A 17626-nucleotide genomic window follows, 5' to 3' on the forward strand; every position below is an offset into this window, starting at 1 on the left:
TATTATTGTCGTTTAGGAGTCGGGATAAATTGAGCGTAATAATAATAGGTATCGCCAAACTGTTGCTTCAAGGCTGCCGGCGGCATAGAGCGTGCCACTTTCATGAATTGCAGGAAGCGATTCTGCACCTCCTGACTGATCGGGAAGCTCCGGAACGCCTCCGGATCTTTCTGTACAGCAGCGAAGAACAAGCAAATAGCTTCTTGATAAAGCACCGGGAATGCCTCACCCCGTTCTTTCATCAATTCCATATAATGCATAAAAGTCATCAAATCCTTATAAACCAAAAGATACCCCATCCCATACTCGAAAGCCGGACGGTTATCAGCGTGGTCGTCGATCAGGAAAGCCAAAGCGTTCGGAAATGTCAAAGTTAAGTCCAAAGGATTATCGGTAACCGGAATCATCGCCCGTTTTGCCGCAATCCAATCTTCCGACGCACAAGCCGCAGAGTCCAATAAAGGACGTTGAGCGGTCGCCCAATCCCGGTAATGCGGGTTCGATTCCAGTATCTTGATGTATTTCTCCGCGGCACGATACTCGCCGGTTACCAGATAAGTCTCCACCAAACGCTTCATCAAACGAGGTTGCACGCAACGCTGTGAGCTTAATACCCCCACAAAAGCGAAACGTTGGGCGGCGTTCACTTGCCCGACTTGCCACGCGACCTCACTCGCCTCGATCAATCCCATCCGGCTTTTCGGATCGTGCGGGATAAAACCGGCCTCACCGATCTGGGGGAAACGCATCAAATCGGAAGTAAAACGTCCGGTTTTCGATAAAGCCAAGTTCAGATAAATCAGGGCATCCATATCCCGGACCGAATGCGCACGAGCGTGTGAGACAATCTTCTGCCATTCTCCCTGCCGTGCGTAGTAATCATACTGATAGGCCTGCTCCATCGGATCTTTCTTATAGAGAATCCCGGCGACCACTGCTATCAAAAGGAAAGCGTAAGAAACGATTCGTTTCCAAGATTCCTTACGGATAAAAACCCGGTTCCTTACATAATAAAGAATGAAAACGATCAAAGGATACGCAAGCATGATATATCCTAAAGAATCAGGTATCGGATATTCGGGATGGCACAGATGTTTGCTGAAAAAAGCTTCCCGCATCGGAAGAATATAAACTGTGCGCATGGCGATCAACGGTAGCAACCCTCCCCAAGCGATAGCGATAATAGCCACTCCAAAACGAGTCTTATCCTCTTTAACGCAACACTCATAAACCGCGACCAATAAAGCCAGCAATAAATTAGCGGGTGCCGCAAAAAAAATAAGCCCCCCCTAAAAACAAGAAGCCAAAGAGATAACGAGCCCAATCCCTCTCGATTGAAGTATACAAATACGCAAGAAGCTGTACGAAAGCGAGCATCACGAGCAAGGCGATTGACTCCTGCGGATAGAGCCAAATTAAAAAAGAGGGAAGAATCGCCGCCAACATAGAGGCATGTACCCCGCAAGCTTTTAAGTAAAGAAAAAAACAACCGGAGATCAGTCCCAATAATAAAGCGATCACTACCGAGACCCCATAAGGATAGATAAACGCAAGCGAAAAGAACTCGGTTACATATTCATTCAATCCACCCGGTTCGGCCAACCGATCTTGGAAATAACTACCGGTAGTCTGAAACATCATATACTGCTCCAGAAAACGATACCAATACCGAAAATTCAACTCTATGAATAGAAAACTACCTATAATAAAAAGGAATAGTATTATGGTATTATTGTTAACAAATCGCCTGTTCTTCATTCTCCAACCGTTTTTCGGATCGTAAAGATAGAAAGTATATAGAAGATGGCAAAAGAAAAGGTTTAATATTATATTGAGCACGGAACACACGACAATACACAGAGATCCATAATATCCGTCCGTGTATTGCCTTGCGCTCCGTGTTCAAAGCTGTATTTCTTTACATCTGCTGCTCGCCGCCGCCGGAACCGCCGCTCTTCATATCATCGTTGCTGATACCTCTTTTCACTTTCTTGATGGCATCTTTCAAGGTGCCGAAACGATAAGAGACGCTAACCATCAGCATTCGCATGGAGCGATAGTTGATGTCGCGACGGAAGAAGGTATCATCGGAAGTAGTATTTTCCATCTTCATCCGCTTCCAGAACGGGTTTTGGAAGGACAACTGGACAGATAGCTTTTTCTTCAAGAAATCCTTGTTCACGGAGATCCCCGTAAAATAAAACGGAGATCCTTTTCCCTGCAACTGTATCCAAGGGGAGAAATATCCTCCCTGTAGGTTCAAACGAAAGTCCAACGGGAAATTGAACTGCGTGCCGGCGAAGATACGTCCGCTGAATCCACTATTCGCCATATCGTTCTTCTCGCTCTTCAAATCCGTATAATCCATTCCACCATTCATATAGATACGGAACAAAGGAACCGGATTCCAGTTCGCGTATACGAATAAGCCGGTAGATTGTTTCTTACCGATATTACCATAAGTAGTCTGGAAAATACCGGGGTTCTCCGGATCGATAAAGGTATATCGCTCGATCGAGTTGTTCACGAACGTATAGGTAGCACTCGCATTTATGCTGAATTTCTGGGCGAACATGCTATAGTTCAAATTGATATTATTACTCTTCTCCGAGTCTAGGTTCGGGTTACCATACGAGATGTTCTGCGGATCGGCGTTATTTACGTAAGGATTCAAATACCAGATACCCGGACGCTGTATACGCATATTATATCCCAAACGAAGTTGTTGCGCCATACTCAATTGATAAGAGACCGTGGCGTTTGGCACGACGTCGAAATAATGGGTATCGAAGTTCATATCAGGAGCCATCTCATATTTCACGGCCAAGGAAGTCCCTTCCGCACGGACACCCGCTTTCACGCCAAACTTCTCGAATTTCATCGCATAGCCCAGATAAGCGGAATAAATATGCTGGTTATGGCGGAAATAGCTATCCTTGGAGGTAATATCCTCCCATACATTCAGCGAATCGTTGAAAGCGGTACGATCCGTATTACTCCGGCTTTGGCGGAATATATATTTCGCACCCACCTCCAAGGCTTGGTCCTTCCACGTAGGGGTCGTATAATCCACTTGTCCGGTATGCTCATTCGTAGAAGCCTTGTTGACATTATTTTGCGGATAACCGAGCCAAGAATCATAATTCACGGCATTCCCTAACGTCGTATAGTCCTTGCTATCATTCGGGGAATGGCTGAAACGGTAAGAGACCGTCAGCAACTCATCCTTCTTATGGGTAGAGCGTTGGTAATCTACGTTCACGTCCGTAGAACCAAAGGTCTGTGTCGCTTCCGAATTACGATTATAGCTGTAAACCGGATTACGATCGACATCTTGCATATTCACATCGTACTCGGAGAGATTTGTCATCTTGCCTCGGAACAAGTTCGCTCCCACGGTCAATAAATTCAAGGAATCGATCTCATAGCTACCTTCCAAGGAACCAAACTGGAAGGGGCCTTTGTTTTTCATACGTCCGTTTTGTGTAAGGAAATGCTGCTCGTCATTCTCTAAGTCCTCACGTATCGAGACAGACTCATTCCAAGGCTCCCTATTATAGTTGTAATTATAATTTGCAGTCAGCCCGAACTTGCCCGCTTTAAGAGACACGTAGCCGCCACCGCCGACACGCCCTAAAGAACTACCGTTCACACGAACCGTACCGGTATATCCTTGCAGCGCATTTTTCGTCGTAATGATATTAATGATACCACCGATACCCTCAGCATCATATTTGGCACCCGGGTCTGTGATCACCTCTATATTCTTCACGGAATTGGCCGGCATACTCTTTAATACCTCAGCAGGATTATTACTCAACAAGTTAGAGGGTTTTCCATTCATGTAGATCTTGAAGTTCGTAGAACCTTTCAATTGGATTTGGTCGTCTCCATCCACGGTTACCATCGGTACTTTACGCAACATATCCAACGTATTGTTTGTCTGTGCCTCCGGATCATCTTCCAAGCTATAGGTAAGCTTATCGATCTCAGCCTTCACCAAAGGTTTCTGCGCCGTAACCGTCACTTCCCCAAGTCGCTGGTTATCTTCCTGCATATACAACTTACCCAAATCCAAGTTCCTCTGATTATCCGAGATCGTAAATGTTTTTTCGGCAGGAGCTTTTCCTATCGATTGCATAAAGATGATGTATTTGCCTGCACTGCTCAAGGGTGTCTGAAACTTACCATCTACATCACACGCTAAAAGCTTGACCGGCTTATCGGGGGTCTTCGCTAAAGCAATTCTCAACGTCGCATAGGGTACGGACTCGTTACTCAGCGAATCTAACACCTGTCCTTTAATAGAATAAGAACCGGTTTTATCCGCCTGCGCATAGAGAGGAAGCGCAAGGAACAGTACCCAAAATAAGGTAAATAATTTTTCTTTCATATGTTCATCTATTACTATAAAAATAATACATTTTACTGCAAATTACACCATTTACGATTTCATCGTACAAATAAAGTCATTAATAATGTTCATATTTCCTTTTTCTTCTAAAGAAGTCTGAAAAAGGAGTATTTTTTTTAAATATTATTATTTTTGCATTCGTAATTCTTTAAAATACAATGTTATGAAAACTATCTTTTGTGTATTAGCCACTTTGATGTTGGGTTTGACAAATCTGCAAGCCCAAGGTTTAAAAGCCATTAAGTTGAATGCTCCCGACAAAAACCGAGGTGCTTCAGTGATGAAAGCCTTGGCAGACCGTCACTCCGAGCGTGAGTTCGCCAACAAGAAACTCAGCAAACAAGATCTTTCCGATCTGATGTGGGCCGCTATTGGAATCAATCGTGAGGACGGGAAACGTACCGCCGCTTCTGCCTTGAACAAACAAGACGTGGATGTTTACGTATTGATGGAAGAGGGTGCTTATCTGTATGATCCGAAAGCCCATCAACTGAACCCGATAGCGGAAGGCGACCACCGTCCGCTGATCGGAGGAAAGCAAACCTCCGTGAACTCAGCTCCCGCTTGTCTATTGATGGTTTCTGATGTTTCCAAATTCGGCAATGTAGGTACACCACAATTACGTGAGCGTTTTGGAGCGTTAGATGCCGGGCTGGTCTCTCAGAATATCGCCTTGTTCTGTTCCGGATGCGGCTTGGTAACAGTTCCCCGTGGCAGCATGGAAACTGATGCTTTGAAAAAAGTGCTGAAGCTATCCGACTCCCAAATCCCGATGATTAATCATCCCGTGGGTTACGCTAAATAACAGGAGTACCCCCATCGCCTTGCGGCAGTAGTGGTATAAGCCAACACCACTACTACCGTAGGCTTACGCCACTACTCCTTATGGGACACGCCAGTAGTCACGTTAAAAACACACGCTCCAAGCGAAGATCAAAGCCAGCAATGCGAAGATCACCACCAAGATCGTATTCCCCCAGCGAATCAAGAAAGAGGGCATCTCCCCGATCATATTACGTACTTTCTCGCTACGCAATTCGATACGGTCTTGATCCAATTCCGCTTTTTTCTTCATCTCATTATAGGTTGCCATATTTTTAGTTTCCTAGTTCCAATTGATTCTTTACCAAGTTATAATAAGCACCGTTGCGCTTAATCAAGTCCTCATGCGAGCCTATCTCCACGATACGACCTTTATCCAATACCACGATTTGATCGGCGTTGCGTACCGTACTTAATCGATGGGCGACGATGATTACCGTCTTACCCCGGTAAAAGTCCGTCAGATTCTCCACTATAGCACGTTCATTGTTGGCGTCCAACGAATTCGTCGCCTCATCGAAAAAGAGATAAGATGGGTTCTTGTAAACCGCACGGGCTATTAAGATCCGTTGACGCTGGCCTTGGCTTACGCCTTGACCATCCGGACCTATCACCGTATTATATCTTAAGGGTAAGCGCTCGATAAATTCCTCTATATTGGCGATACGAGCTGCCAATAATAAGCGAGATTTATCAATCTCACCGTCGTCCACGGCAATATTGCGTGCGATCGATTCAGAGAACAGATAACCGTCTTGCATCACCGCACCACATTGGTCACGCCACCATAAAAGGCTGAAGGATCGCAAATCATTTCCACCCACCCGGATATCACCTTCTACCGGATTATAGTAGCCCAATAATAACTTGATCAAGGTTGTTTTCCCGCTACCACTCGTTCCTACGATCGCCGTAATCTTGCCTCGAGGTATTTTAAGGTTTATCCGCTCCAAGACTTTCGGCGAATGGATACCCTCATATTGAAACGTCACGTTACGAATCTCTATGTCCCTATCGCTTCCGTTAAAACCGGTTATCATACGTTCCGGAGTCTCCTCCTCTTCCCGATCATGGATCTCGCTCATCCGTTCCAGACTAATCTTCACGTCTTGCCAACTATAAAGAAACTGCACGAACTGTTCCACCGGAGCGTTCAACTGCCCGATAATATACTGTATAGCCAACATCATACCCAACGACAGGCTACCCCCGATCACAGCTGTAGCGGCAATTACCGTAATCACGATATTCTTTACCTCATTAATCAAGATACTGCCGGCCTCCTGACTTTGTTGCAATCTCATCGATTCAATATTCGTCCGAAACAAATCCGCCTGAATATCTTCCCACTCCCAACGCCGACGGCGCTCACAATGCTGAAGCTTGATCTCTTGCATGCCATTCAACAGCTGCATGGTTTTCGATTGATTACGGGCCCGTTGCTCAAAATAAGTATAGTCCAGCAAACGACGTTTTTTAAGGAAGAATGTCACCCATACGGCATATAAAGCGCTACCTAGTACGAAAATAAAGAATATCAACCGATTATAATAAAGTAATACCCCGCTGAACACCACGAAGCTGAAAGCGGAGAAAAGCACCGTCAATGTCTGCGCCGTCAAGAAACGTTCCACACGCTCATGATCATGGATGCGTTGCAAGAGATCGCCCGTCATTTTCGTATCGAAAAACGACATGGGTAATCTCATCAGTTTGATCAAGAAATCGGATAACAAAGATATATTTATCCTCGCGCTTATATGCAGTAATATCCAGCGACGGATAAAGTCCACCGAGGCACGGCTCAAGACCAGCATCAACTGCCCCGCCAAGATCAGATAGATCAGATTCAGATTCTTAGCAGCGATCCCTTTATCCACGATCGCTTGGGTAAGAAACGGAAAGATCAGCTGCAATACGCTTCCCAGCGCAAGCCCCAGCAACAACTGGATAAAGAAACGTTTATAAGGTTTCATATACCCCCAAAGGAAACGAAAGGGATCCCTTCCCGCATGGCGTCCATCTTTCCGCTCATAAAAAGCGGGGGTCGGCTGCAAGGCCATCAATATCCCTTTCTCCTCCCCTCTCGAACAGGTACTGATCCAAGCGTTACGGAACTCATCCTCATTGACCCGTAATAGATTCTTGCCGGGATCGGCGATATAGAAAACATATTCACCATCCCGTTTCTTTTTAGCGTCATAGAGTACGACAAAATGATCTTGGTTCCAATGGAGGATACAGGGGAAAGGGCGTTGCTCCACCATCTTTCCCAAGGCCATTCGTCCACATATCGTACGGAATCCTATATACTCGGCGGCATCAGCGATACCCAGCATGGAGACTCCCTCCCGGGTGACGACACAAAGGTTCTGCATCGTCTCGGCGGAATACTCCTTGCCGTGGAACTTGGCGATCATGCGGAGGCAGGTGGCACCGCATTCCATGGAGTCGGGTTGTTGGATGTGAGGAAATTTATCCATTACTCTCCTTTGAATTCATTACAATCATACGCATTCGCTACATCCTACGCATCTCGGATTCAGCGGAATTTACACCTTTATATCGATTCCGGTACTTATTAAAATGGTAAGTCAACGTAAGACGAACGCTCCGGTTATCCTTATACCCCCAACGATAGTACTCCACATGCTCAGAATAGATTGTCATACGATTTTTAGAGGATCTAAAAACATCCCAGCATTGCAAACTCACATCCAACGCTCCTTTAAAAAAGGATTTACGCACTCCGATATCAACAGAGCCTTCCGGACGCATCTGGCTCTCTCCCTGTGTACCGGCAGTGGTATAAAAACCATCCACATTCAATAAATATCCTTTTCCTAAAGAGAAAGAATTATTGAGCGAAAACTGTCCGTAAGGATCATTCAAACCGATCCGTGAACCATTGTAGTCTAGCAAGTTCAGGTAGTCTCGATACACACCCGCGGTCCACGTAGGGCTCCAAAATCCGATCTTGTGCTGGAAAGTCAACAATGCACTAATACCCTGATATTTCGGTTCATTCCTGTGAAAAAGGACTATCGAGAGCGGATCACCCGGCAGTAATTCGTCTGACATACGGATCCAATCCTTTGTATAATAATATCCCATCGAGAATTGAAGGAAACGGAAACCTACGTTTAACGACAAATCATGGATCTGGCTCGAACGCAGATAAGGATTCCCGTGCGAATACAGAAAACGACTCGTATAATCCACACTATTCCTCAACTGATAAAAACTAGGGCGCGATGTCCGTTTAGAGTAAGCAAGCGATAGAGACACCGGACCTGCCGGATACATGAGCGACACCGTAGGATAAAGCTCCTTATAAACACGCTCAACGGTAGGCTCTACGCTACGATTCTCATAGTAGGCCGCATGAAAGCGCTCATAACGCAATCCTACGTTCCACCCTAACTTTCCGGTACTGCCCGAGTAATTCAGGAAACCAGCGGTTTTCTTTTCTTTCGATTTAAACCAGCTATCGGGGAAATAATTCTCTTTGTCAAGATAGGTCTCCTCATTATCCATTGAGCTAAAATCTAGCCCGACCTCCAAATTTCCCTTCCACACAGGATATGCGAGAACAAGTTTCGTAGCATAGAGGTCATAGGCAGAATGATTCTGTGCGTTCACCGCCCGATCATCCATCAAGGCAGACTCATTGACATTGTTTAAAGTCCTTGCGTTGCGGTGAATATAATCGGCGTTCCAGTTAATCCCCAGCTTTCCTCCGATTTTCCCCTGATAATATAAGTTAACCTTTTGCTGTTCATACTTATTTTGGGAATATGAATAGTTTAATAATTTTTCCTCCAGGACATCATTCACCATTAGGTTCTCCACATCCTGCCCCTCATAAATATCCCTCGAATAATCGTACGTATAAGATACGCCCACCTCATGCCCCTGCGCCAATGTCACGCCTAGACCGGACTCTAACGTATAATAACGAGCGTGTTGCTTCCAATCCATCATATCCATCGCAAGACGATAAAGCGTGTCCCGGGTATTCGCCACGATCCTATTGCGCCCATCCACACGGCTATGGGGTCCACTATTATAAAGAAGCGCATACCAATGAACCAGATCGGTCGTATAACTTAGATTGAGCTGCTCCAAATCCGAGAAATAATGGTTCTGTACACCACGCAGCCGCAACCGAGACGCGAAGCCCTCTATTTTTCTTTTCGTATGGATCTTTAGCACCGCACGTACCTCCGCATCATAATTAGCACCGGGATTATTGACCAATTCCACGGAAGCAATATCATCCGAGTTCAATCGCTCCAACTCGGAAGCGTCCCGCACCAAACGGTCATTGATATAAATGGTCGCCTTCCCTTTTCCAAACACCACAAACTCCCCCTCGCCGCCAGTTACGCCTGGCAACTGCCTCAACACATCGTTGGCAGATCCGATGTCACTCAAAAGACTATTCTCCACATCAGTGACAAAATTTGTACCTTTCATCCTATATACGGGACGTTTACCTGACACCGTGACCTCTTCCACATTGTAAGTAATCGTAGGCAAAAACACCTCCCCTCCTTTCACCTCCGTAAAAATCTCTTGATATCCCACCGACGAGAATTTCAAGAATTGTTCTTCCGGCCGATCGCTCTGCACTAGAAAAGCACCATTCTCATCTGTCACGACTCCTCGCACAAAAGAAGAATCGGATCGATTGATCAAGATCACGTTCACATAAGCGATCCCCTGGCCAGCAGAGTCAACAACACGCCCCGCTAATTCTTTTTGTTGAGCTATTCCATGCCAACAAACAATCAATCCTATAGCAAACAAGAAAGTAAATCTCATAAATTATCCTGTTTTTTAAACAAATACATCCTTATTAGTACGAGGAGCCTTCGGGCAAAATATACCAGGGTAATCCCAATTTTCTTTTCCATAGGCAAGTATAACATCTCGCCAACAAAAATGAAGATATTCTCTACATTTAGCAAAGTCCTCGCATGTTTTACAAGCGCTAGCCTCTTGAATATCCGATTGTTTAAGGAAGAACAAATCTTTTGCCTTTTTTGATTTCCAGATTTCTTCTAACGACTGCGTATGCAAATCACCCAATAAAAAACGAGAATGCCAATATAATTCCTCACAAATCGTCACTTGACCATCAGGTAATATATACAAAGCATTCAAATTCCCTGAACATAAATTACGCTTATTGAAAATACGCTTTTTTTCTTCTTTACTATACGTATTTATATCTTTAAGTACAGATGGTTCTACCACATCAAAATTAAAGACTTTCTCTTTTTTCAAGCCTAAAATATAATTCGCCACTTCCTTTATCTTATCATCTGGTGCTCTATAAGAATTGTAACAAGTACCTATATACATTGAACATTTCGCCGCATTAATATCCCAGCCTGATAAAGACCTCTTTGATTTCAAGAAATCCACCAAACTTTTCATATCTTCAATTGTCGCATTCTTCTTATTTAAGACTGTATGGACAATATACTCCAGTTTATATTTTTCTAATAGCTCAAAAGTATAAAGTATTTGTTCATAATATGGATCTGATACATTTAAAATTGCATACAAATTATCCTTAATTAGTGTATCCAAAGATATTTGTACTGGACTAATAAAATTAAGATCTTTCATTATTGATATATGTTTCTCTGTCAATGGCATTTTTGTAGAAATCCAAGGAGAGTAACCACATTCCGCTAATTTTCTCAAAGCCCTTTCCCAATCTTTGTATAATAAGACTTCTCCTCCCATAAGTTGAAAGCGAAGTACTCCTATTCGTTTTGCTTCTTCTATTATTTTTTCTAGAAGTTCAATAGACATATATTTATCCGAGTTTCCTTTTCTATCTGCATAACAATAGAAACAGGATGTTCGGCACCTCATAGTCACATTACAAATTATATCACTTGGACTCTGTAATCTAGATATTCGAATATCTGTTTTTGAATAAGAAAATTGTTCTGGCCGATAAGAATGCAATGGCATAGATTCCTTATAATCAACTATCAATTTTTTCGGGAACATAGAAGTTCCATCCGTTACAATTTCTTGATTATCAACTAAAGTCATCAACCGTTTTTTAACAACATCTTTAGGCAAATGAAGAAAAGAAGATATTTTATCAAACGCTTCCTCCAGCTCTATACCATTAAAAAATGACAGCATCATTGCATAAATAGGATGTATTACACTGATAATACTTCTACCACGTACATTCGGATCACCCATTATATAGGTTTTATCACCTTCATGTCTCAACAAATATTTAGGATTTAAAATATATTTCTTCATATTTTCTAATTTTACTTTGATAAAAACAAGTCATTACGAACCATATTTTCATACAATAGTAGAAAAACGATTCGTAATGACACTTTCAACAGAGAAAATCGTGTTTACAAACAATTAATTCTCTTTCTCGGTCTCTCGGCTTCCACCATTTTTCTCCGTACAGCAACAAGAGCAAGCCCTCATTACCCCACCTCCTCTTACAGTGGAAAGTTCTCTACTCATCAAGATCTCTGCGTCTTTAGCTAAACGATCCAAGACTTGTGGATCCTCTAAAAAGTACTCCTTCATGGTAGCCTTTTTTTAAATTAATATTCATCCCATAACAATCACTTTTTAAAGACTTAGGGACTTTCATCTTTTAAAATTTATCATACAGTCAATTATCATCCATAATATTTTCAGCAACCCGAATCCACCGACCAGTCACCTCATCGTAATACCATTCTCCCCCTTTTATAGAAGAAAGTTCTTCCACACTCATTATTAACTCAATATCCATAACCTTACCTTTTTAATATTTAGAGACAAAAGTACCGTATCTATCATAAAATCATGATAATAAAAATATCAAAAACACATCACAAAGATCACAAATCGCCATTTTTTCTACTTTCACAACATCAATAGCCCGTTAAACTTTCAATTAACAATTATGCGGCAATAGCCGAAAATCCAATTCTTTCCCTTCTTCCCATAGCTTTCGATTTATTTCCTCGCCAGGCTCAATCCCAGAAATGGAAATAAATCGTCGCATGAGGAAAATGCTGTGGCACAACACCTTTACCGATGCCATAGAAAACGCTATCCTCTTTTCCAATACATTTACTCTCTCTATATTGACACTTGTCAATGCGGCATTGAATATGGAAATGCAGTTTGTCCAAGTCCCGGCTTTGGCAATCGGTCAGCCCTGTAAACTACTTTGCATCCCGGAAACGGCAGGCCACATGGAAACCCATGCCAACCGCACCATCCACCACATACCTGATCAATCGCAGGAGTACTTCCTTACGCATGCACAACACATGCAGATACCAGTCAACCAATGTCCACTTGACTTGTTCCAGCGTTTTTGACGGTGGCGTTTGGACGGCATCCAAATGGAAACAGCAGTGAAGATCCATGTCTATGATTCCAATACCGGATATTTCCACCCCCTTTTTGGCCATCTTGGCACAACCAGGCCAGAAACGTTCAAGGTAAGGGGAGTACATTTACCGGACTTGCAGATGTGGCTCGGATCGAAAGCAATGGCAACCTGTTTACAGATGTGTGAGTAGACCAGGCAGGAGTTAAAAGAAAGCCTGTCGAACTTATAACCGGACTGCTAACGATAACGCTGTTCGCCATAGCGTCTGTAACGTCCCAGCTGGAGAAAATTAATCCGTCCGGGAATTATCAGATATAAAAGTAGCACTTCAAGCATAAATTCCTCACGCCATTTGTTTATCTTTGCCACCGATTTGAGCAACGTGGTATTTATTATCGCAATATATTGATCAAGTTCGTTTCTATTCATCATTATTAAAAATGTCGGAAACCCTTAATATAATGAATCGGGAGAACCTGACCTGTTTTTTGCCAATGGAAAGTTTAACGAACTATTGCAACATAAAAGCACAAAATATGAGCAAATCAATACTGACAACGATAATTGGTATTACAGCCCTATTCGCTCTTCAAGGACTTTGGTTGTATCGTACTTACATATTATATATTGGAGAAAAAGGGAATACAGTAAATGATCTCTTTAAAGTTGCCATTGATAAAGAGTTATCGAACAGGGTGTTTAAGTATAAAGACCCACGAAACCCCACATTCACATTCAAATACGCAGATGAAATGACTCCAGAGGAACGAGCTAATCTGAAAGGAGACACCATCGACTACAAGAAACTATCTGATAACGGAACCGCAAGAAGTTTTACAGAAGCTCTTTCTCAATTGAGACAAGAGCAAATTTCCCAAAATAGACCTCTGCAAATCAACACGCTCGATAGTCTATTCCTAGAAGAATTATCAAACCACGACCTAAATATCGCCTCTTGCCAAATTATTTACATGGATAAAGATACGCTCGCTATTGACTCTACCAATCAATATACCCCGACCGGACTAGGTACTATCACGACGAAATTAACCCCTATAGGTCTCTATTCCTCTCACTACCTTAAAGCAACCGTGCAAGTGACACCAACCTCAATTATGCTCGAACTCCTATACACCCTAATCGCTTCCTTCGGTATCACACTCTTTATAATCGCCACTCTATACTATCAATTAGTAGTTATCACCCATACCCAAAAAGAGCTGAAAGAGCAAGAAACTACCATACATAACGCCATACACGATCTAAAATCGCCCCTAAACGGAGTCTTTGTTTTGCTGGATACCGTCAAAGAACTCGTAAAAGGAGATACTTTGATGGAAAATTTCTTGCAGAAAGGAAAAGGACAAGTCAAACGAATGACCGAAATGATCGAATCCATACTAGAAACGACCCGTAAACCGGGGAAAAGCCTCCTAAAATTAGAAGTGACGGATCTAATCGAAATGGTTTCTCACATAAAAGAGAATGCAGATACGATTTTTCCAGACAAAAAATACACATTTTTTATCAACAACAAATTGGGAACCAACACCATCCTTACAGATAAGATCATATTAGAAAGATGTTTGCGAAATCTGATCGAAAATGCTTTCAAATATTCAGATGATGGTGTAAACATCACCGTAACTTTTTCTCAAACCAAAGAGCAAATATGTATTGCCGTTAAAGATACGGGATGGGGGATCCCGAAAAAAGCCCAAAGACATATCGGTTCTCCATTTTTTCAGGTTAAGATCGCAAATAAACCCGCACAACCAGGATATGGAATCGGACTTTGCAGCGTAAATTCCCAGATCCAAAAGTTGGGAGGCGTATTCCATTTTGAAAGTGAAGAAGGAAAAGGTTCTATTTTCTTTCTAAAATTTCCTAAAAACAGAAAGTGAATTATCCAATCTGAATATACATTTCGTACCTTGCGAAAAACAAAATTGCATTATACATGACTCGTATCGTTTTTCTTGAAGATGACATACTGGTTGGTTCCTTAATAACCAAAGCCTTAGAAGAAAAGGGGTTTGAGGTTACTTTTACGAATAACCTTGATGTACTGAAAAGCACCATACGTAACGTACGCCCAAATGTACTTTTGCTAGACTTGAAAATAGGCAACAAGAATAGCCTCGAAGAGATTCCATTCATTCGCTCGGAATTTCCCTCATTACCGATTATTATCGCCTCTTCCCACCACGACAGCAAGGAAATGGTGAGTTGCTATGAGGCCGGAGCCAAATTTTACCTAATCAAGCCTTACGAAGCCGATGAGGTAGAACGAATGATACGGATGGCATTACCCTTATCTACACAAAACGTACTCGACTATATCTATTTTGGACAGTTTCAACTGAATCTAACCAAACATACGTTACAATACGCGGACGAATCCATAAAGGAATTGAATCCCAAAGAATTCCATTTGCTCAAACTACTATTAACACATAAGAATAAACCCGTATCTAGACAAATAATTTTACAAGAGGTCTGGCAAAACGAAGAGGCTGGTAGTAGCTTGAATAATTACATAAATTACTTACGCAAATACCTAGAAAAAGATCAGAATATCAGTTTAGTCACAATCAAAGGAATCGGATATTCTATACAAGAAGTTAAAAACACCTGATCCAAGTGAAGATCAAAGCCAGCAATGCGAAGATCACCACCAAGATCGTATTCCCCCAGCGAATCAAGAAAGAGGGCATCTCCCCGATCATATTACGTACCTTCTCGCTACGCAATTCGATACGGTCTTGATCCAATTCCGCTTTTTTCTTCATCTCATTATAGGTTGCCATATTTTTAGTTTCCTAGTTCCAATTGATTCTTTACTAAGTTATAATAAGCACCGTTGCGCTTAATCAAGTCCTCATGCGAGCCTATCTCCACGATACGACCTTTATCCAATACCACGATTTGATCGGCGTTGCGTACCGTACTTAATCGATGGGCGACGATGATTACCGTCTTACCCCGGTAAAAATCCGTCAGATTCTCCACTATAGCACGTTCATTGTTGGCGTCCAACGAATTCGTCGCCTCATCGAAAAAGAGATAAGATGGGTTCTTGTAAACCGCACGGGCTATTAAGATCCGTTGACGCTGGCCTTGGCTTACGCCTTGACCATCCGGACCTATCACCGTATTATATCTTAAGGGTAAGCGCTCGATAAATTCCTCTATATTGGCGATACGAGCTGCCAATAATAAGCGAGATTTATCAATCTCACCGTCGTCCACGGCAATATTGCGTGCGATCGATTCAGAGAACAGATAACCGTCTTGCATCACCGCACCACATTGGTCACGCCACCATAAAAGGCTGAAAGATCGCAAATCATTTCCACCCACCCGGATATCACCTTCTACCGGATTATAGTAGCCCAATAATAACTTGATCAAGGTTGTTTTCCCGCTACCACTCGTTCCTACGATCGCCGTAATCTTGCCTCGAGGTATTTTAAGGTTTATCCGCTCCAAGACTTTCGGCGAATGGATACCCTCATATTGAAACGTCACGTTACGAATCTCTATGTCCCTATCGCTTCCGTTAAAACCGGTTATCATACGTTCCGGAGTCTCCTCCTCTTCCCGATCATGGATCTCGCTCATCCGTTCCAGACTAATCTTCACGTCTTGCCAACTATAAAGAAACTGCACGAACTGTTCCACCGGAGCGTTCAACTGCCCGATAATATACTGTATAGCCAACATCATACCCAACGACAGGCTACCCCCGATCACAGCTGTAGCGGCAATTACCGTAATCACGATATTCTTTACCTCATTAATCAAGATACTGCCGGCCTCCTGACTTTGTTGCAATCTCATCGATTCAATATTCGTCCGAAACAAATCCGCCTGAATATCTTCCCACTCCCAACGCCGACGGCGCTCACAATGCTGGAGCTTGATCTCTTGCATGCCATTCAACAGCTGCATGGTTTTCGATTGATTACGGGCCCGTTGCTCAAAATAAGTATAGTCCAGCAAACGGCGTTTTTTAAGGAAGAATGTCACCCATACGGCATATAAAGCGCTACCTAGTACGAAAATAAAGAATATCAACCGATTATAATAAAGTAATACCCCGCTGAACACCACGAAGCTGAAAGCGGAGAAAAGCACCGTCAATGTCTGCGCCGTCAAGAAACGTTCCACACGCTCATGATCATGGATGCGTTGCAAGAGATCGCCCGTCATTTTCGTATCGAAAAACGACATGGGTAATCTCATCAGTTTGATCAAGAAATCGGATAACAAAGATATATTTATCCTCGCGCTTATATGCAGTAATATCCAGCGACGGATAAAGTCCACCGAGGCACGGCTCAAGACCAGCATCAACTGCCCCGCCAAGATCAGATAGATCAGATTCAGATTCTTAGCAGCGATCCCTTTATCCACGATCGCTTGGGTAAGAAACGGAAAGATCAGCTGCAATACGCTTCCCAGCGCAAGCCCCAGCAACAACTGGATAAAGAAACGTTTATAAGGTTTCATATACCCCCAAAGGAAACGAAAGGGATCCCTTCCCGCATGGCGTCCATCTTTCCGCTCATAAAAAGCGGGGGTCGGCTGCAAGGCCATCAATATCCCTTTCTCCTCCCCTCTCGAACAGGTACTGATCCAAGCGTTACGGAACTCATCCTCATTGACCCGTAATAGATTCTTGCCGGGATCGGCGATATAGAAAACATATTCACCATCCCGTTTCTTTTTAGCGTCATAGAGTACGACAAAATGATCTTGGTTCCAATGGAGGATACAGGGGAAAGGGCGTTGCTCCACCATCTTTCCCAAGGCCATTCGTCCACATATCGTACGGAATCCTATATACTCGGCGGCATCAGCGATACCCAGCATGGAGACTCCCTCCCGGGTGACGACACAAAGGTTCTGCATCGTCTCGGCGGAATACTCCTTGCCGTGGAACTTGGCGATCATGCGGAGGCAGGTGGCACCGCATTCCATGGAGTCGGGTTGTT

General features: G+C 43.1%; 15 protein-coding genes. 3 read left to right on the forward strand and 12 right to left on the reverse strand.

Annotated features, from left to right (window positions below; genetic code table 11):
• Positions 1 to 2: 2 nt before the first annotated feature.
• The 3 genes from E5342_RS13280 to E5342_RS13285 form a co-directional block, all read right to left on the reverse strand.
• On the reverse strand, positions 3 to 1241 hold the full coding sequence (locus E5342_RS13280; RefSeq protein ID WP_246867111.1) for a DUF6057 family protein: 1239 nt from the start codon (positions 1239 to 1241) through the stop codon (positions 3 to 5).
• Between the two features lie 16 nt (positions 1242 to 1257).
• Positions 1258 to 1758: a DUF6057 family protein gene (locus E5342_RS19790; protein WP_246867112.1), complete on the reverse strand. Its 501-nt coding sequence runs from the start codon at positions 1756 to 1758 to the stop codon at positions 1258 to 1260.
• 160 nt (positions 1759 to 1918) lie between these two features.
• Positions 1919 to 4393, reverse strand: coding sequence for an outer membrane beta-barrel family protein (locus tag E5342_RS13285; protein WP_135959546.1), 2475 nt, complete (start codon positions 4391 to 4393; stop codon positions 1919 to 1921).
• Between the two features lie 184 nt (positions 4394 to 4577).
• Between E5342_RS13285 and E5342_RS13290 the strand changes: the two genes are divergently transcribed.
• Positions 4578 to 5219 carry a SagB/ThcOx family dehydrogenase gene (locus E5342_RS13290; protein ID WP_121734942.1) on the forward strand — a complete coding sequence of 214 codons (642 nt, stop codon included), beginning with the start codon at positions 4578 to 4580 and terminating at the stop codon, positions 5217 to 5219.
• Between the two features lie 102 nt (positions 5220 to 5321).
• Here the strand turns inward: E5342_RS13290 and E5342_RS13295 are convergent, their stop codons facing one another.
• The 7 genes from E5342_RS13295 to E5342_RS19795 all read right to left on the reverse strand — a co-directional run bounded on the left by E5342_RS13295 (position 5322) and on the right by E5342_RS19795 (position 12705).
• The gene (locus tag E5342_RS13295; RefSeq protein WP_121734943.1) at positions 5322 to 5507 is read right to left on the reverse strand and encodes a hypothetical protein; all 186 of its coding nucleotides are present in this window, start codon (positions 5505 to 5507) and stop codon (positions 5322 to 5324) included.
• A gap of 4 nt (positions 5508 to 5511) precedes the next feature.
• Entirely contained in the window at positions 5512 to 7719 is a 2208-nt protein-coding gene (locus tag E5342_RS13300) for a peptidase domain-containing ABC transporter (RefSeq protein WP_135959547.1), read from the reverse strand.
• Positions 7720 to 7756: 37 nt separating this feature from the next.
• A complete protein-coding gene (locus tag E5342_RS13305; protein WP_135959548.1) occupies positions 7757 to 10063 on the reverse strand; it encodes an outer membrane beta-barrel family protein in 2307 nt (768 codons plus the stop codon).
• A 15-nt stretch (positions 10064 to 10078) separates the two neighbouring features.
• Entirely contained in the window at positions 10079 to 11536 is a 1458-nt protein-coding gene (locus tag E5342_RS13310; protein ID WP_135959549.1) for a radical SAM/SPASM domain-containing protein, read from the reverse strand.
• Positions 11537 to 11650: 114 nt separating this feature from the next.
• The gene (locus tag E5342_RS19395) at positions 11651 to 11824 is read right to left on the reverse strand and encodes a hypothetical protein (protein ID WP_168354490.1); all 174 of its coding nucleotides are present in this window, start codon (positions 11822 to 11824) and stop codon (positions 11651 to 11653) included.
• Positions 11825 to 11912: 88 nt separating this feature from the next.
• The gene (locus E5342_RS20010; RefSeq protein WP_282593909.1) at positions 11913 to 12035 is read right to left on the reverse strand and encodes a hypothetical protein; all 123 of its coding nucleotides are present in this window, start codon (positions 12033 to 12035) and stop codon (positions 11913 to 11915) included.
• A gap of 418 nt (positions 12036 to 12453) precedes the next feature.
• Positions 12454 to 12705: a hypothetical protein gene (locus E5342_RS19795; protein ID WP_246867113.1), complete on the reverse strand. Its 252-nt coding sequence runs from the start codon at positions 12703 to 12705 to the stop codon at positions 12454 to 12456.
• A gap of 457 nt (positions 12706 to 13162) precedes the next feature.
• Here E5342_RS19795 and E5342_RS13320 point away from each other — a divergent pair, with 457 nt between their 5' ends.
• Entirely contained in the window at positions 13163 to 14530 is a 1368-nt protein-coding gene (locus E5342_RS13320; protein WP_168354491.1) for a sensor histidine kinase, read from the forward strand.
• A 56-nt stretch (positions 14531 to 14586) separates the two neighbouring features.
• On the forward strand, positions 14587 to 15264 hold the full coding sequence (locus tag E5342_RS13325; RefSeq protein ID WP_135959551.1) for a response regulator transcription factor: 678 nt from the start codon (positions 14587 to 14589) through the stop codon (positions 15262 to 15264).
• Here E5342_RS13325 and E5342_RS13330 read toward each other — a convergent pair.
• Together E5342_RS13330 and E5342_RS13335 are read right to left on the reverse strand one after the other, a co-directional pair.
• Positions 15251 to 15436, reverse strand: coding sequence for a hypothetical protein (locus E5342_RS13330; protein WP_135959552.1), 186 nt, complete (start codon positions 15434 to 15436; stop codon positions 15251 to 15253). The two genes, E5342_RS13325 and E5342_RS13330, sit on opposite strands and share 14 nt — an antisense overlap.
• 4 nt (positions 15437 to 15440) lie before the next feature.
• The coding region (locus E5342_RS13335) for a peptidase domain-containing ABC transporter (protein ID WP_246867114.1) at positions 15441 to 17626 on the reverse strand (2186 nt) is incomplete at its 5' end.

Origin of the sequence: Parabacteroides distasonis (genome assembly GCF_004793765.1) — a bacterium.
In the GTDB taxonomy this organism is placed as follows: Bacteria; Bacteroidota; Bacteroidia; order Bacteroidales; family Tannerellaceae; genus Parabacteroides; species Parabacteroides distasonis_A.

Bases quoted from the DNA above. Each gene is read 5' to 3' on its own strand.
- E5342_RS19790 (WP_246867112.1), bottom strand. From the start codon at position 1,758: ATGAAGAACAGGCGATTTGTTAACAATAATACCATAATACTATTCCTT.
- E5342_RS13285 (WP_135959546.1), bottom strand. From the start codon at position 4,393: ATGAAAGAAAAATTATTTACCTTATTTTGGGTACTGTTCCTTGCGCTT.
- E5342_RS13290 (WP_121734942.1), top strand. From the start codon at position 4,578: ATGAAAACTATCTTTTGTGTATTAGCCACTTTGATGTTGGGTTTGACA.
- E5342_RS13295 (WP_121734943.1), bottom strand. From the start codon at position 5,507: ATGGCAACCTATAATGAGATGAAGAAAAAAGCGGAATTGGATCAAGAC.
- E5342_RS13300 (WP_135959547.1), bottom strand. From the start codon at position 7,719: ATGGATAAATTTCCTCACATCCAACAACCCGACTCCATGGAATGCGGT.
- E5342_RS13305 (WP_135959548.1), bottom strand. From the start codon at position 10,063: ATGAGATTTACTTTCTTGTTTGCTATAGGATTGATTGTTTGTTGGCAT.
- E5342_RS13310 (WP_135959549.1), bottom strand. From the start codon at position 11,536: ATGAAGAAATATATTTTAAATCCTAAATATTTGTTGAGACATGAAGGT.
- E5342_RS19395 (WP_168354490.1), bottom strand. From the start codon at position 11,824: ATGAAGGAGTACTTTTTAGAGGATCCACAAGTCTTGGATCGTTTAGCT.
- E5342_RS20010 (WP_282593909.1), bottom strand. From the start codon at position 12,035: ATGGATATTGAGTTAATAATGAGTGTGGAAGAACTTTCTTCTATAAAA.
- E5342_RS19795 (WP_246867113.1), bottom strand. From the start codon at position 12,705: ATGGCCAAAAAGGGGGTGGAAATATCCGGTATTGGAATCATAGACATG.
- E5342_RS13320 (WP_168354491.1), top strand. From the start codon at position 13,163: ATGAGCAAATCAATACTGACAACGATAATTGGTATTACAGCCCTATTC.
- E5342_RS13325 (WP_135959551.1), top strand. From the start codon at position 14,587: ATGACTCGTATCGTTTTTCTTGAAGATGACATACTGGTTGGTTCCTTA.
- E5342_RS13330 (WP_135959552.1), bottom strand. From the start codon at position 15,436: ATGGCAACCTATAATGAGATGAAGAAAAAAGCGGAATTGGATCAAGAC.